Here is a 15,642-nt window from a genome sequence, read left to right as displayed (position 1 = left end):
TCGAATTACTTTGTGCGCGTTTCGAGCAAGCGGATGAAGCGATCGAACAGGTAGGACACGTCGTGCGGCCCCGGGCTCGCTTCCGGGTGCCCCTGGAAGCAATACGCCGGCGCATCATTCCATGCGAGGCCCTGCAGGCTGCCGTCGAACAGCGACACGTGCGTCGTGCGGACGTTCGCCGGCAGCGTCGCCGGATCGACGGCGAAACCGTGGTTCTGGCTGGTGATCAGGACCTGCCCGGATTCGACGTCCTTGACCGGGTGATTCGCGCCGTGATGGCCGAACTTCATCTTTATCGTCTTCGCGCCGGCGGCGAGCGCCATCAGTTGATGACCGAGGCAAATGCCGAACGTCGGGATCTTGCGCGCTAGGAACTCGCGCGTCGCGGCGATCGCGTAGTCGCAGGCGTCCGGGTCGCCGGGGCCGTTCGACAGGAATATCCCGTCCGGATTCAGTGCTAGCGCCTCCGACGCGGATGTCTGCGCCGGGACGACCGTCAGGCGGCAGCCGCGGCTCGCGAGCATGCGCAGGATGTTGCGCTTGACGCCGTAGTCGTAGGCGACGACATGGAACCTGGCCTCCGCCTGCGTCGCGGAGCCCTTTCCGAGCGCCCACTCGCCCTCAGTCCACTCGTAAGGCTTCTCGACGCTGACAACTTTCGCCAGATCCATTCCGGAAAGGCCGGAAAATTCGCGTGCGCGGGCGATCGCGGACTCCGCGTCGAGCGCGGCGCCGTCGGCCGCGGTGACGACGCATCCGGCCTGCGCGCCCTTCTCGCGCAGCACCCGGGTGAGTTTGCGCGTATCGAGGCCCGCGATTGCGACGACGTTCTCGGCCTTCAGATACGCGTCGAGCGTCTGGTCCATGCGGAAGTTCGACGGCAGGATCGGCAAGTCGCGGATCACGAGTCCGGCGGCATGCACCCGGCCCGCCTCGACATCCTCGCGGTTGACGCCGGTGTTGCCGATGTGCGGATAAGTCAGCGTTACGATCTGGCGGCAGTAGCTCGGGTCGGTAAGGATTTCCTGATATCCGGACATCGAAGTGTTGAACACCACCTCGCCGACCGTGCTGCCGGCCGCACCGACACCCTTGCCGAAAAATACCGTCCCGTCGGCAAGTGCTAGTAGGGCGGGCGGGGAAGCAGTCACGACAAACTCCTGAGTTCAGCCGAAAGACAGGGGAAAGGCTTTTATGCCTCCCCGAATGTGAAAAAAACGGGACAAGCCGACCGGCCAATCCCGCTTTCAAGAAGCCACTGATTATAGCGTCGCACGCCCCTCGAGGCAACGACGCTCCCCGGAAACGGGTAGTCAGCGCAGTCCCAGCACGTCCTGCATGTCGAAGAGTCCGCTGGATTTGCCGGCCAGGAAACGGGCCGCCCGCAACGAGCCGGAGGCATAGGGCATGCGGCTGCCCGACTTGTGCGTGATCTCGATACGCTCGCCGATGCCCGCAAAAAGCACCGTGTGGTCGCCGACGACGTCACCCCCGCGGATCGTCGAGAAGCCGATCGTTTCGGGCTTGCGCTCGCCCGTCACGCCTTGCCGGCCGTAAATCGCGCAGTCATCGAGGTCGCGCCCGAGTTCGCGGGCGACGACTTCGCCCATGCGCAACGCGGTGCCCGACGGCGCGTCGACCTTGAACCGGTGATGCGCCTCGATCACCTCGACGTCGTAACCTTCATCGAGTATGCGCGCCGCGACCTCGAGCAACTTGAACACCGCATTCACGCCGACCGCCATGTTCGGCGCGAACACGACGGGAATCGACTTCGCGGCGGCAGCAATCGCCTCCTTCTCGGCCGCGGCGAACCCGGTGGTGCCGATGACTATCGATTTTCCCAGGTCGCGCGCCAGCGCGAGGTGCGCCAGCGTTCCTTCGGGGCGCGTGAAATCGATCACGCAATCCGCGGCGGCAATCGCGGCGCGCGCGTCGTCACCGATCGCTACACCGCAGGACGCGCCGACGAGCTCGCCCGCGTCGCGCCCGATGAACGGCGTCCCCGGGTGATCGAACGCGGCTGCCAGCGTCACGCCGGGGTCCTTCAGGCTCGCTTCGATGAGCATTCGGCCCATGCGCCCGGAGGCGCCGGCGATTGCGATACGCAGTGGTGTCATTGAGTCGTTTCCATGTTCGAACAACGAGCGTCTAAGCGCTCAGCCTCCGGTCCCGTCAGTCGGCCTTCGGCGGCGCAGCGATTTCGACGACGCGACTGCGTTCGACCTGCGAGGTGGCCGCCTGGGCGTCGCCGGCCTGGACATCCCCTTCGACCCGATCGAGCCGGTCGCCGTTGAAAAACACGCTCAGCACCCGCTGCTCGATTTCGCCGCGCCCCGGGTGAAAGCGGTAGACGTAATCCCAGCGGTCCGAGTGGAACGCGTCGACAATCAAAGGCGTGCCGAGCGCGAACCGAACCTGCTCCCTTGTCATGCCCTTTTTCAGGCGCGCAACCATTTCCTGATCCACGTAGTTGCCCTGGCGCACATCGATTCGATACGGATTGATGCGATCGGTCAGTGAATTGATCGAACAGCCGCTCAGCAGGCCGACGACGACGGCAAGCGCCGGGAGGATGATTGAACGCATGAATGGGTTTCTTGGTCGGTAAGGCCATAGAGCGAATCGCTCTCGGGCAAGGCGAAAAAATATATCATAGGCAGGCTCGGCAATGCGTTGCGGCGCCGAGCCACCCAGCGGGGCAACCATGTCAGAGAATTCCGAAAACCTAAAAAATATCGGTCTGAAGGCGACCTATCCTCGCCTGAAAATACTTGACCTCTTTCAGACCTCGGATCTGCGGCACCTTACGGCCGAGGACGTCTATCGCCTGTTGATGGCCGAAGGAATGGACATCGGGCTGGCGACCGTCTATCGCGTGCTGACCCAGTTCGAGCAGGCGGGGCTGCTCGAGCGGCACTATTTCGAGTCGGGGAAAGCGGTCTTCGAACTCAAGAAGGGCGGCCATCATGACCACCTCGTCTGCATCCAGTGCGGTCAGGTCGAAGAGTTCTTCGATGCCGAGATCGAGCGCCGCCAAAACCGGATCGCCGAGGAGCGCGGCTTCGCCGTCCGCGAACACGCCCTTTATCTCTACGCGGACTGTCTGAGAAAGGACTGCCCGAACCGCAAGCTGGAAGAAGACGACTGACGACTGAATAGGCTCGCCGCTACACACTGTGCGCCTGCCCCTTCGCACGTTTCCGGGGCAGGACGCTCCACGCCGAGGCGTCAGGTTCCCAGCATTTCAGCCGCGTGCCGACGTGTCGTCTCGGTGATGTTCACGCCGCCCAGCATGCGCGCAATCTCCTCGACCCGCGCGTCCCCGTCCAGCGCGACGACCTCGCTTACCGTTTGTCCGCCGCGCTGCGTCTTCGCGATATTCCACTGCCAGTCCGCGCATGCGGCGACCTGCGGGAGGTGGGTGACACACAGGACCTGCCGCTCGTACCCCAGCCGGTGCAGCAGCTTGCCGACGATCTCGGCGACGCCTCCGCCGATGCCCACGTCGACTTCGTCGAAGATCAGCGTCGGCGTCGCGGCGTCCCGGCTTGTCATAACCTGGATCGCCAGCCCGATCCGGGAAAGCTCGCCCCCGGAGGCGACCTTCGCCAGCGGGCGCAGCGGCTGGTCGGGGTTCGCGGCAACGCGGAATTCGACCACCTCGAAGCCGTGGATGCCCCCGGACGCGTCCGGCTCGAGGCCGACTTCGAACTTGCCTCCGGCCATCGCGAGTGTCTGCATAGCCCCGGTGACTTCCGCTGACAGCTTGCTCGCAGCGGGTTTTCGCGCTGCCGACAGCCGTCGAGCGGTGGCCTCGTATTCGTCGCGCGCGCGCTTTTCCTGCTCCGCGAGACGCGCGGGGTCCGCGCGCGCCGCGAGATCGTCGAGTTTCTGCGCCCACTCGGCTTGCAGGTCGGGCAAGGCTTCCGCGGCGACACGATGCTTGCGTGCGAGGCTCGTCACCGCCTCGATGCGCTGTTCTATCTCCGCGAGGCGCCCCGGATCGAGGTCGAGCCGTTCGCGATAGCGCCGCAACTCGTGCAGCGCCTCGTCCACCTGGATTTCCGCGGCGGCAAGCAGCTCTCCGACGTCGCCGACGGTGCTGTCTATCCGCGTCATTTCGCCGATCCGGGCGTTGATGTGCCGCAGCTGCGAACCGACAGAAAGATCCGCTTCGCCGAGCGCGACAAGCGCCTCGTCCGCGCCTTCGATCAAGCCGGCCGCATGCGCAAGTCGGCTATGCTCGACGTTGAGTTCGACCCAGTCCTGCGGCGCGAACGCCAGCTCCTCGAGTTCGCGGAGCTGCCACGCAAGCAACTCCCGCTCGCGCTCGGAAGCCGCCGAATCGGTCTCGGCGGCACGCCGAAGGTCCGCGAGATGCTGCCACTGTCGGTAATGCGCGGCGACTTCGGCGGCGAGCGCGCCAGCGCCCGCGTGCAAGTCCACCAGCGCGCGCTGCGCGTCGCCTCTCAGCAGCGCGTGATGCGCATGCTGTCCGTGGATGTCCGCGAGCCACTCGCCGGCTTCGCGCAACTGCGCCTGCGTCACCGGTACCCCATTGAGCCAGGCGCGGGACCGTCCGCCGGCCTCGACGACGCGGCGCAGGATCACGACGCCCTCGTCGGCCGGCAACTCGTGCTCGAGAAGCCAGGCTTCGAGCGGCCCGGCTGCCGGAAGATCGAACTCGGCGACGATGTCGGCCTTGTCGCGCCCGGCGCGAACAGCGCCCGAATCCGCGCGGCCGCCGAGCGCGAGGCCGAGTGCGTCGAGCAGGATCGATTTACCGGCGCCGGTCTCGCCGGTCAGGGCGCCGAACCCGCCTTCGAATTCGAGTTCCAGGCGGTCGACGATCACAAAATCCCGAATGGTCAGGCGGCGTATCATGGCGTCGCGGATCTGAATGGACGTTGATCAGGGAAGACGCGGAATCGCGCTCCAGTGCATCTTCTGGCGCAGCATAGCGAAATAGCTGTAGCCCTCTGGATGGAGTAGCCGGACGACATTCGGGGACCGCGTCACGACGACCCTGTCGCCCGCGCGTGCGTCGAAGCGCGTCTGGCCGTCGAAATGGATCGTCGCGTCATGAGGCGGCAGCAGCACGATCTCGATCCGGCAGGTGTCGGGAAGCGTCACCGGCCGGGCGGTCAGCGCATGCGGGCACAGCGGGACCAGTGCGACGCCACCGACGGTTGGATGCAGAATCGGTCCGTTCGCCGATAATGCGTAGGCCGTCGATCCGGTCGGGGTCGCGAGGATCATGCCATCGGAACGCTGCGTATACACGTATTCGCCGTCGATCGACAGATCGAATTCGATCATGCGTCCGAGGTCGCCCTTGTTGACGACGACATCGTTGAGCGCAAGCGTCTGGAAAACTCTTTGACCGGCGCGCAGCACTTCCGCGTCGAGCATCGCGCGCGACTCCTCAGTGTAGCGCCCGTCGAGAATTTCGCCGAGCTTCGCGATGGCGTCGTTGCGCGAGATGTCGGTCAGAAAACCGAGCCGCCCCTGGTTGATACCAACGAGCGGCACCTCGTGTTGCGACAAGCGTCGCGCCGTGTTCAGCATCGTCCCGTCACCGCCGAGCACGACCGCGAGGTCGGCGCCCACGCCGATCTCCTCGTAGCCCGCGACGGCGAAATCACCCGCAGTTCCGATGGAACTCGCCGTCCCCTGCTCGATCCACACAACGAGACCATGCTCACGGAGGAAGCCGGCAATGCGCAGCACAGCCTCGGCCATGTCGGGGCTCTGGTACTTGCCGATCAACGCAATCGTGCGAAAGCTCTTGCTCATGGCGGCGATTAAACCACATTCGCCTAAGAGCTTGGCTGACACGCTAGAATAGGGTCTCCCGTCCGCTCCGATCATGAAACAGCTCGACCCCCGCTCCCAGATTCTGCTCAAGACCCTGATCGAACGTTACATCGTGGAGGGTCAACCGGTCGGCTCCCGCGCGCTGTCGCGCTATTCGGGTCTCGAACTATCGCCCGCGACGGTGCGCAACGTGATGAGCGATCTCGAGGAGATGGGATTCATCACCAGTCCGCACACGTCGGCCGGACGAATTCCGACCGCACTGGGCTACCGTTTCTTCGTCGACTCGCTGCTGACGGTGCAGCCGCTCGAACAGGCTCGGGTCCGCGAACTGAAGGGGCACCTCCAGGCCGACCAGCCGCAGCGCCTTCTCAACTCTGCGTCGCACCTGCTTTCCGAGCTCACCCAGTTCGCAGGCGTCGTCGTTTCGCCGCGGCGGGACAGCATAAAGATCCGCCAGATCGAATTCATCGGCCTGGCCGAGAATCGCATCCTGCTGATCATCGTGACGACCGCCGGCGACGTGCAGAACCGCATCCTCACGACGCGCCGCGCCTATACTTCGACCGAACTCTCGGAAGCCGCTAGCTACCTCACCGAGCACTTCGCGGGGCTCGGGTTCGACGACATCCGCGTGCGCATCCAGGCCGAGCTGAAGCAGCTGCGCACCGACATGAGCGAGCTGATGGCGGCCGCAGTCGAGGCAGGCAATGCCGCGGAACAGGACGACAGCAGCCGCTACGTGATGTCCGGCGAAACGAACCTTCTCGACGTCGAGGATCTGTCGTCGAACATGGCCCGACTGCGGGAGCTGTTCAAACTCTTCGAACAGAAGACCGGGCTGATGCAGTTGCTCGATCTTTCGAATCGCGCGCAAGGCGTGCAGATCTTCATCGGCGACGAATCCGGCCTCGCGCAGCTCGACGGCTGCAGCGTGATCACTGCGGGTTACGAGGTCAACGGCAGGGTCGTCGGCTCCGTCGGCGTGATCGGACCGACGCGGATGGCCTACGACAGAGTCATTCCGATCGTCGACATCACCGCCCGCCTGCTTTCGAACGCGCTGTCGAGCAACCACTGACCGCGTCACCGCCCCACAAAGGACCCGCATGGCCCGTTATTGGCCCGAACCTGCCCGCGGCGAGACTGGTGCGCCTCGCACTGGCGTCCTGTTGGTCAACCTCGGCACGCCGGCCGCACCGACCGCAGCCGCGGTACGACCTTACCTCAAGGAATTCCTTTCCGACCCGCGCGTCGTCGAGATTCCGAAACTCGCCTGGTGGCCGATCCTCAATGGCATCATCCTGAACATCCGGCCGAAGAAATCCGCCGAGAAATACGCGAGCATCTGGATGGATGACGGCTCGCCGCTGCAGGTTCACACCGAGCGGCAGGCGAAGCTGCTCGCGGGCTGCCTCGGTCACGACGGCGCGAGGGACGTGCAGGTGGACTGGGCGATGCGCTACGGGTCGCCCTCGATCCCGCGGGTGCTCGGGCGGATGAAGGCGGACGCTTGCTCGCGCATCCTCGTCGTACCGCTTTATCCGCAATACGCGGCGAGCACGACGGCGAGCGTCATCGACGAAGTCGCCGCCTGCCTGACGCATTGGCGCAATCTGCCGGAGATTCGTTTCATCCGCGATTTCCACGATCACCCCGCGTACATCGACGCGCTGGCGCAAAGCGTTCGCGATCACTGGATCGCGGCGGGCGAACCGGACAAGCTCGTGATGAGTTTCCACGGCATCCCGAGCCGCTCCGTGGGGCTCGGAGACCCGTATCACGACGAGTGCCGGACCACCGCGCGCCTCCTCGCCGAAAGGCTGCACCTGCCGCCGGAGCGCTGGCAACTGACCTTCCAGTCCCGCTTCGGCAAGGCCGAGTGGCTCAAGCCTTACACGCAGGCGACGCTCGAAGCGCTCGGCCGGTCCCGCACGGAACGCGTCGATGTCGTTTGCCCCGGCTTTCCTGCGGACTGCCTGGAGACGCTGGAGGAGATCGCGATGGAATGCCGCGCGGCGTTCATCGAAGCCGGGGGGAAGACCTTCCGCTACATTCCCTGCCTCAACGAGCGCCACGACTGGATTTCCGCGCTCGCCGCGATCGTGCGCAGCCGAATTCCGGACTGGCTCGAGTTTCCGCCGGCCGGGGTACAAAAACTTGAAGCAGTCGGGCAACGAGGCCGGGCAACCGGGGCGGGGTACTGAGATGAGCGCACGGATCAAACTCGCGCTGCAGTGGTTCCTGAATGCGGTCGCGCTGCTGCTGCTCCCCGAAGTGATCACGGACTTGCGCGTGGACAGCTACGCCGCCGCGCTCGTGACCGCATTGCTGCTTGCGCTGATCAACACGCTGATCCGGCCGATCCTGATTTTCGTCACGCTCCCGATCACGCTGCTCACGCTCGGGCTATTCACGCTCGTGATCAACGCTCTGCTGTTCTGGGGCGTCTCGGCGCTGGTCAGCGGTGTTCATGTTCCGGATTTCTGGACGGCGTTCTGGAGCGCGCTCCTCTACAGCGTGCTCACGTGGTTCGTCAGCATCGCACTGTCCGGAGGCGACGAGCGGCAGATCCACGTTGTCGCCGGTCGGCGCAGGAACTGAGGCATCACCTCCGGCGGTGACGCCATTGCCGAGAAAAAGTACGCAGGCCGGTCACTCCTCGACGAGCTGAAGATCCAGACCGCTGGTCGCCGTGAAGTCGGGAACCAGAGCGGGCTCGCCGGTTCTCGCGATTTCCCGTGTCGCCGTCCCGAGCCGCTTCACGACGATCGTCGCAATCAGGCTGCGGAATCGTTCCCTCACTTCGTCGGTCGCCAGCGCCAGGGCCGCCGGATTGATCTCGAGGTAGGTCGTCGGCGAGACTGAAATCACGGTCGTCAGATGGCGGTGGTCCGCGCTGTCGAGCCACGCGAGCTCACCGAAGACCTCACCGGTGCCCAAGCGGCTCACCCGCCGCCCGTCGACCGAGACCTCGACTTCCCCGTCGATGACGACGCCGAAACGCTGATCGGCATCGCGCTCGCGCATCAACGCGACGCGCTCGCCAACCTTGCGCCAGTTCGAGATCCGCAGCACTTCCCAGAGCTCGATATCGTCGAATTCGGTGAAGAACGCGAGCTTGCGCAGGGTCGTGAAACGCGTTGTATCCGCGGGGACGAAGCGGTCGTCGACGATGCGGTAGCGCACCGCGGACAAGTCCTGCGCGAACTCCGCGCCGTTGCGGTAGCGCGAGTAAAGATCCTTCTCCAGCGCCCGGCGGATCACGGCGTCCATCGACTCGGGGACATCTGGATTCAGTTGCGAAACCAGCGGCGGATCGGCGTTGATGATCTTGTAGATCAGCTGCGCCGGATTGCCCGCGCGGAACGGCAGCCGCCCGGTCAACAGGTGGAAGAGCACGACTCCGAGCGAGTACAGATCCGTCTTCTGGTTGAGCGGATATCCCTTGATCTGTTCGGGACTCATGTAAGCCGGCGATCCGACGCCCATGATGAAGGTCGAGTCGGTATCGACGCGCTTGTCGATGTTCAGTGCGAGCCCGAAGTCGGTGATCCGGACGTTGTCGTGTTCGTCGACGAGGATGTTCGCCGGCTTGATGTCGCGGTGGACGACCCCCTGGCGGTACGCATGATCGAGCGCCATGCAGCACTTGAAGACGATGCCTATCGTGCGGTGGATCGGCAGCAGCCGCTCGAAGCTGCAGAAGCGCTCGAGCGACTCGCCGGGGAAATATTCCATCACGACGTAAGCCTGTTCCGGCTCCACGCCCACGTCGAAAATGCGGATGATGTTCGGATGATCGAGGCGCCCGGCGACCGCCTTCTCGGCCTTCAGCAGCTTCAGCAGCCGACGGTTCCACTTCGCCTCGTCCCGCGCGCGGTCGTGGAAGCGGACGAGCTTGACTGCGACCGGCTCCACACGATCGGGCGACTGCGCCAGATACACGACAGCCGTGGCCCCCCGTCCCACTTCCCTTACGAGCTCGTACTGGCCAATCCGCTGTGGAATATCGTTCATCCTCGATTTGCGTTCCCGCCGGGAACACCGCTGGCTTCGAGCCGTCGCTCCGGACAGATCGTGACACAGCGCTCGACCAATCCGCAATCCGGAAAAAATCGCCGGCCGGCCTTGAAATCACTTTCGGCGCCCCCATCTCGGGTGCGTCGAAGAACAACGGGAGTTTCAACCCATGCAGGAAAACAAGCAGTCCCCGGAAGTTCGGGGCGAATTGCCCGAAAATCCGTCGGTCGCGACCTCGGCCGAGCCGCAACGCGAAGACGAGCCGATCCGCGCGGAAGCGGACCGGATCCCCGGACTCGAGGAAAACCTGCGTCAGGCCGAATTGAAAGCTGCCGAACATCACGACGCATGGCTGCGAGCGCGCGCCGATACCGAAAATGTCCGCCGCCGCGCCCAGGAAGATATCGCGAAGGCGACCAAGTTCGCAGCCGAGAAATTCGCCAGCGCGATGCTTCCGGTCAAGGACAGCCTCGAAGCCGCACTCACCAGTCAGAACCAGACGATCGAAAGCTTGCGCGAAGGCGTCGAACTCACGCTCAAGCAGCTCGCCTCCGCCTTCCAGAGCGCCGGCGTCGTCGAGGAAGACCCCGCGGGCCGGAAATTCGATCCGAACAAGCATCAGGCCATCGGCGCGATCGAGGCCGAAGGCGAACCAAACCACGTGGTGAACGTGCTGCAGAAGGGTTACTTGCTGCACGAACGCGTCATACGTCCTGCGATGGTGATGGTGTCGAAGGCGAAGGAAAGCTGAGTCCTCGGACAAGACTTGAAACCGGGCCTCGCGACCCCATTTATCGAACAACGCAATGGTGAGACTTGGGCAAGGTGGCGGCGCGAAGCGTCCCCCGCTCCCGTCACCGCACTTGAAAAGGAACTGACATGGGCAAGATCATCGGTATCGACCTCGGCACGACGAATAGCTGCGTCGCGGTCATGGAAGGCGGCAAGCCGAAAGTCATCGAGAACTCCGAAGGCGCACGCACGACCCCGTCGGTCGTCGCCTACGCCGAGGACGGCGAGATCCTGACCGGCGCACCGGCGAAGCGCCAGGCGGTCACGAACGCGAAGAACACGCTGTTCGCGGTCAAGCGCCTGATCGGCCGCCGCTTCGAAGAGAAGGAAGTGCAGAAGGACATCGACCTGATGCCCTACAGCATCGTCAAGGCCGACAACAGCGACGCCTGGGTCGAAGTCCGCGGCAAGAAGATCGCGCCGCCGCAGGTATCGGCGGAAGTGCTGCGCAAGATGAAGAAGACCGCCGAGGACTACCTCGGCGAGGAAGTCACCGAAGCGGTCATCACCGTGCCGGCGTACTTCAACGACAGCCAGCGCCAGGCGACGAAGGACGCGGGGCGCATCGCGGGCCTCGAGGTCAAACGCATCATCAACGAACCGACCGCTGCGGCACTCGCGTTCGGCATGGACAAGAAGCCGGGCGACTCGAAGATCGCGGTGTATGACCTCGGTGGCGGCACGTTCGACATCTCGATCATCGAGATCGCCGACATCGACGGCGAGCACCAGTTCGAAGTGCTCGCGACCAACGGCGATACCTTCCTCGGCGGCGAGGACTTCGACCAGCGCCTGATCGACTACATCGTCACCGAGTTCAAGAAGGAACAGGGCGTCGACCTCAAGAAGGACGTGCTCGCGCTGCAGCGCCTGAAGGAAGCGGCGGAGAAGGCGAAAATCGAGCTGTCGTCGAGCCAGCAGACCGAAGTGAACCTGCCGTACATCACCGCCGACGCATCGGGTCCGAAGCACCTTGCGGTGAAGATCACGCGCGCGAAGTTCGAATCGCTCGTCGAAGAACTCGTCCAGCGCACGATCGAGCCGTGTCGCGTCGCGCTAAAGGACGCCGGATTGAAGATCACCGACATCGACGACGTGATCCTCGTCGGCGGCCAGACCCGGATGCCGAAGGTGCAGGAGAAGGTCAAGGAATTCTTCGGCAAGGAAGCCCGTCGTGACGTAAACCCGGACGAGGCGGTCGCGGTCGGTGCGTCGATTCAGGGCGGCGTGCTGCAAGGCGAAGTCAAGGACGTGCTGCTGCTCGACGTGACCCCGCTGTCGCTCGGCATCGAGACGCTCGGCGGCGTGATGACGAAGCTGATCCAGAAGAACACGACGGTCCCGACGAAGGCGAGCCAGGTCTTCTCCACCGCGGACGACAACCAGAGCGCAGTGACGATCCACGTGCTGCAGGGCGAGCGCGAGATGGCGTCCGGCAACAAGAGCCTCGGCCAGTTCAACCTGTCCGACATTCCGCCGGCCCCGCGCGGCATGCCGCAGATCGAAGTCACGTTCGACATCGACGCGAACGGCATCCTGCACGTGTCGGCGAAGGACAAGGCGACCGGCAAGGAAAACAAGATCAAGATCCAGGCGAATTCGGGTCTGTCCGAGGACGAAATCCAGCGCATGGTGCAGGACGCCGCGGCGCACGCCGAGGAAGACAAGAAGGCGCACGAACTCGTCGACGCGCGCAACCAGTGCGACGCGCTGGTGCATTCGGTCAGGAAGTCGCTGACCGAATACGGCGACAAGATTGGCGCCGACGAAAAGGCGAAGATCGAGCAGGCGCTCACCGACGCCGAGGAAGCGCTGAAGGGCAACGACAAGGACACGATCGAGGCGAAAACGCAGGCGCTTGCAGCGGCCAGCCAGAAGCTCGGTGAGCAGATGTACGCACAGAGCCAGGGAGCGGCTGACGGTGCGTCGGCGGGCGCGGGCGACGCGTCGGCGGGCGGATCGAAGGCGGCCGACGCCGATGTCGTCGACGCCGAGTTCACCGAAGTCAAAGACAAGAAATAATCGCTCGCCAAGCGGCGAGATGTCGGCCGAGCTGCTGCCGGTGCTTGCGCATCGGCCGGCTCGGCCTTTTGCATGAGCTGGAACCGAGCGCTCCGAGGTCGAGGCCAGTGGCGAAACAGTGCGTCACGCGCGGGCTCGCGCGACGCGTCGCGACGACGAAGCTGCGATCCCAGGACGTCGCCCCGACCATGGAGCGCCGCACAAGGCCGGGCGTGAGCCGGATGCGGAAGGAGCGGATGAATGAACAAAGCGGCAGTCGACGCCTACCGCAGATTTATTGACCAGTTCTGAGCGGATCAAGATGGCAAAAAGAGATTATTACGAGGTACTGGGAGTCAATCGCGACGCCTCGGACGACGACATCAAGAAGGCCTATCGCAAGCTTGCCATGAAGCATCACCCGGATCGCAATCCGGACAACAAGGATGCCGAAGAGAAGTTCAAGGAAGCGAAGCTGGCCTACGAGATCCTGTCGGACGCGCAAAAGCGCGCCGCGTACGATCGCTACGGTCACGCCGGCGTCGACCAGTCGGCCGGCGGACCCGGTGGACAAGGCTTCGACGGTTTCGCCGATGCATTCTCCGACATCTTCGGCGACCTTTTTGGCGGCGGGGGCGCACGCGGACGCTCGAACGTCTATCGCGGCGCCGATCTTCGCTATAACCTCGAGATCTCGCTCGAAGAGGCGGCGCGCGGCGCGGACAAGACGATCCGCATCCCAACCGTCGAAGAGTGCGACACCTGTCACGGCAGCGGCGCGAAGCCGGGCACGCAGCCGAAGTCATGTCCGACTTGCGGGGGCGCCGGCCAAGTGCGCATCCAGCAAGGTTTTTTCTCGATCCAGCAGGTCTGCCCGAAGTGCCACGGCACCGGGCGCATCGTCCCGGACCCCTGCCGCGACTGCGGCGGCGCAGGGCGCGTGAAGAAGCAGAAAACGCTGGAGGTGAAGATCCCGGCCGGCATCGACGAAGGCATGCGCCTGCGCCACGCCGGCCACGGAGAGCCGGGGGTCAATGGGGGCCCGGCGGGCGATCTCTATGTCGAGATCCACATCCGCCCCCATCCGGTGTTCCAGCGCGATCACGACGATCTGCATTGCGAGATGCCGATCAGCTTCACCACCGCCGCACTGGGCGGCGAGATCGAGATCCCGACGCTGGAAGGGATGGCCCGACTCAAGATTCCGGCCGAAACGCAGAGCGGCAAGCAATTCCGGCTGCGCGGGAAGGGAATCCGCAACGTCCGTTCACAGGCCCACGGCGACCTGCTCTGTCACGTGGTCGTCGAGACGCCGGTGCACCTCACCGAGCGGCAGAAGGAACTGCTGCGGGAATTCGAGGAAGTGTCGAGCAGCAACGTCGACCGGCACAATCCGAAAGCCAAGTCCTGGATGGACAAGGTGCGGGACTTCTTCAACGCATGACGGGCGAAACGGCCGCCTGAGGCGGCCGCTTCGGGAAGCTCGAACCCGCGGGAAACGCGGCCTTTTCGTCGATCCTTGCAGCCGGATCAGGCCCGCCGCCAGACCGTCCCCTGCGGCGTGTCTTCGAGCACCACGCCCGACGCGAGCAATTCCGCACGAATGCGGTCGGCCTCGGCGTAGTCTTTCGACTTCTTCGCGGCCGCACGCTGCTCGATCAGCGCCTCGATCCTTGATGCGTCGTCCGCTGAGCCTGCCTGCAGGAACGCCGCCGGGTCGCGTTCGAGCAGGCCCAGCACTTTTCCCAAGGCCCGCAGCAGCCCGGCAGCCGTCGAGGAGCCGTCACGATTGGCCTCGTTCGCGAGATCGAACAGCACTGCGACCGCTTCGGCCGTATTGAAGTCGTCGTCCATCGCCGCGCGGAAACGCGCCGCATGCGGCCCGTCCCAATCGACTTCGACGGTCTGCGGGGGCACATTGCGCAGCGCGGTGTAGAGCCGCGTGAGCGACTGGCGCGCGTCTTCGAGGTGCGCGTCGGAGTAGTTCAACGGACTGCGATAGTGCGCGCGCAGCATGAAGAAACGGACGACCTCGGCATCGTATCGAGCGAGCACGTCGCGGATCGTGAAGAAATTGCCGAGCGACTTCGACATTTTCTCGTCGGCGACCCGGACGAAGCCGTTGTGCATCCAGTAGTTCACGAACGCGTGACCGTGAGCGCCTTCGGACTGCGCGATCTCGTTTTCGTGATGCGGAAACTGCAGATCCTGACCGCCGCCATGGATGTCGAAATGCTCGCCGAGCAGGTCGGAACTCATCGCGGAGCATTCGATGTGCCAGCCGGGCCGCCCCGCTCCCCACGGGGAATTCCACTTGACCTCGTCGGGTTCCTCGGTGCGGGCGTGCTTCCACAGCACGAAATCGAGCGGATCCTGCTTGTCGCCGGCGACTTCGACTCGCTCGCCCGCGCGCAACTCGTCGATCGATTTTCCCGACAGCTTGCCGTAGCCGTCGAACTTCCGCACCGAATAGCAGACGTCGCGATTCTCGGCGACGTACGCGAGACCCTTCTCGCGCAGACGGTCGATCAGCGACTGCATTTGCGGCACGTATTCCGTAGCTCGCGGCTCGTGATCGGGCCGCAACACCCCGAGCGCGTCCGCATCCTCGTGCATCGCAGCGATGAAGCGATCGGTCAGCGCCCGGATCGACTCGCCGTTCTCGCCCGCGCGCCTGATGATCTTGTCATCGATATCGGTGATGTTGCGGACGTAGGTCAGCGCGTACCCGCTCGCGCGAAGCCAGCGGGCGACCATGTCGAAGACGACCATCACCCGGGCGTGTCCGAGGTGACAAAAGTCGTAGACCGTCATTCCGCAGACGTACATCCGGACGTTGCCGGGCTCGATCGCAACGAAGGCTTCTTTCTTTCGCGTCAGGGAGTTGTGAATATGAAGCATCTTGTCTTCCGCAAGACCGTTACCGCGGCCGGAGTGTTCGGGCAGCGGCGAAACGGGAGTTCGAAAACGCCGCGCGGAGTACCTTCCCGCTCTCGTTTCCGCCCG

At 64.4% G+C, this 15,642-nt stretch carries 14 protein-coding genes; 7 read left to right on the top strand and 7 right to left on the bottom strand.

The genetic code is table 11. From position 1 onward, the window contains the following. Window positions 1-5: 5 nt before the first annotated feature. The 3 genes from carA to V6M37_RS08870 all read right to left on the bottom strand — a co-directional run bounded on the left by carA (window position 6) and on the right by V6M37_RS08870 (window position 2,709). Window positions 6-1,151, bottom strand: a complete 1,146-nt coding sequence (gene carA / locus V6M37_RS08880; RefSeq protein ID WP_332672423.1) for a glutamine-hydrolyzing carbamoyl-phosphate synthase small subunit — start codon at window positions 1,149-1,151, stop codon at window positions 6-8. A gap of 162 nt (window positions 1,152-1,313) precedes the next feature. Beyond that, window positions 1,314-2,120 (bottom strand): 4-hydroxy-tetrahydrodipicolinate reductase, encoded by an 807-nt coding sequence (dapB, locus tag V6M37_RS08875; protein ID WP_332672421.1) that lies wholly within the window; start codon window positions 2,118-2,120, stop codon window positions 1,314-1,316. A gap of 55 nt (window positions 2,121-2,175) precedes the next feature. Next, window positions 2,176-2,709 (bottom strand): outer membrane protein assembly factor BamE, encoded by a 534-nt coding sequence (locus V6M37_RS08870; protein ID WP_332672419.1) that lies wholly within the window; start codon window positions 2,707-2,709, stop codon window positions 2,176-2,178. Between V6M37_RS08870 and fur the strand changes: the two genes are divergently transcribed. Continuing rightward, window positions 2,708-3,151, top strand: coding sequence for a ferric iron uptake transcriptional regulator (gene fur / locus V6M37_RS08865; RefSeq protein WP_332672417.1), 444 nt, complete (start codon window positions 2,708-2,710; stop codon window positions 3,149-3,151). The genes V6M37_RS08870 and fur overlap by 2 nt on opposite strands. 80 nt (window positions 3,152-3,231) lie before the next feature. Here fur and recN read toward each other — a convergent pair whose 3' ends face one another. Both recN and V6M37_RS08855 read right to left on the bottom strand, forming a co-directional pair. Continuing rightward, window positions 3,232-4,887, bottom strand: a complete 1,656-nt coding sequence (gene recN, locus V6M37_RS08860) for a DNA repair protein RecN (protein ID WP_332672416.1) — start codon at window positions 4,885-4,887, stop codon at window positions 3,232-3,234. 27 nt (window positions 4,888-4,914) lie between these two features. After that, window positions 4,915-5,799, bottom strand: a complete 885-nt coding sequence (locus tag V6M37_RS08855; protein WP_332672415.1) for an NAD kinase — start codon at window positions 5,797-5,799, stop codon at window positions 4,915-4,917. A 73-nt stretch (window positions 5,800-5,872) separates the two neighbouring features. On the opposite strand from V6M37_RS08855, the gene hrcA reads away from it, so the two are divergent. The 3 genes from hrcA to V6M37_RS08840 are packed head-to-tail and all read left to right on the top strand — an operon-like array spanning window position 5,873 to window position 8,424. Continuing rightward, window positions 5,873-6,901 carry a heat-inducible transcriptional repressor HrcA gene (hrcA, locus tag V6M37_RS08850; protein WP_332672413.1) on the top strand — a complete coding sequence of 343 codons (1,029 nt, stop codon included), beginning with the start codon at window positions 5,873-5,875 and terminating at the stop codon, window positions 6,899-6,901. 28 nt (window positions 6,902-6,929) lie between these two features. Further along, window positions 6,930-8,027, top strand: a complete 1,098-nt coding sequence (gene hemH / locus V6M37_RS08845; RefSeq protein ID WP_332672411.1) for a ferrochelatase — start codon at window positions 6,930-6,932, stop codon at window positions 8,025-8,027. A gap of 1 nt (window position 8,028) precedes the next feature. Beyond that, complete coding sequence (locus V6M37_RS08840; RefSeq protein ID WP_332672408.1) at window positions 8,029-8,424, top strand: phage holin family protein; 396 nt, start codon at window positions 8,029-8,031, stop codon at window positions 8,422-8,424. 51 nt (window positions 8,425-8,475) lie between these two features. Here V6M37_RS08840 and V6M37_RS08835 read toward each other — a convergent pair whose 3' ends face one another. Continuing rightward, the gene (locus V6M37_RS08835) at window positions 8,476-9,840 is read right to left on the bottom strand and encodes a serine/threonine-protein kinase (RefSeq protein ID WP_332672407.1); all 1,365 of its coding nucleotides are present in this window, start codon (window positions 9,838-9,840) and stop codon (window positions 8,476-8,478) included. Between the two features lie 172 nt (window positions 9,841-10,012). Here V6M37_RS08835 and grpE point away from each other — a divergent pair, with 172 nt between their 5' ends. From grpE to dnaJ, 3 genes are all read left to right on the top strand, one after another. Beyond that, window positions 10,013-10,594 (top strand): nucleotide exchange factor GrpE, encoded by a 582-nt coding sequence (gene grpE / locus V6M37_RS08830; protein ID WP_332672405.1) that lies wholly within the window; start codon window positions 10,013-10,015, stop codon window positions 10,592-10,594. 128 nt (window positions 10,595-10,722) lie between these two features. Next, on the top strand, window positions 10,723-12,657 hold the full coding sequence (dnaK, locus tag V6M37_RS08825; protein ID WP_332672403.1) for a molecular chaperone DnaK: 1,935 nt from the start codon (window positions 10,723-10,725) through the stop codon (window positions 12,655-12,657). A 301-nt stretch (window positions 12,658-12,958) separates the two neighbouring features. Next, complete coding sequence (dnaJ, locus tag V6M37_RS08820) at window positions 12,959-14,080, top strand: molecular chaperone DnaJ (RefSeq protein ID WP_332672401.1); 1,122 nt, start codon at window positions 12,959-12,961, stop codon at window positions 14,078-14,080. Between the two features lie 86 nt (window positions 14,081-14,166). Here dnaJ and cysS read toward each other — a convergent pair whose 3' ends face one another. Then, window positions 14,167-15,537: a cysteine--tRNA ligase gene (gene cysS, locus V6M37_RS08815; protein WP_332672399.1), complete on the bottom strand. Its 1,371-nt coding sequence runs from the start codon at window positions 15,535-15,537 to the stop codon at window positions 14,167-14,169. Window positions 15,538-15,642 lie beyond the last annotated feature (105 nt).

Origin of the sequence: Aromatoleum sp. (assembly GCF_036675785.1) — a bacterium.
GTDB lineage: Bacteria > Pseudomonadota > Gammaproteobacteria > Burkholderiales > Rhodocyclaceae > Aromatoleum.
This window is presented reverse-complemented; position numbering and strand designations above follow the sequence as displayed.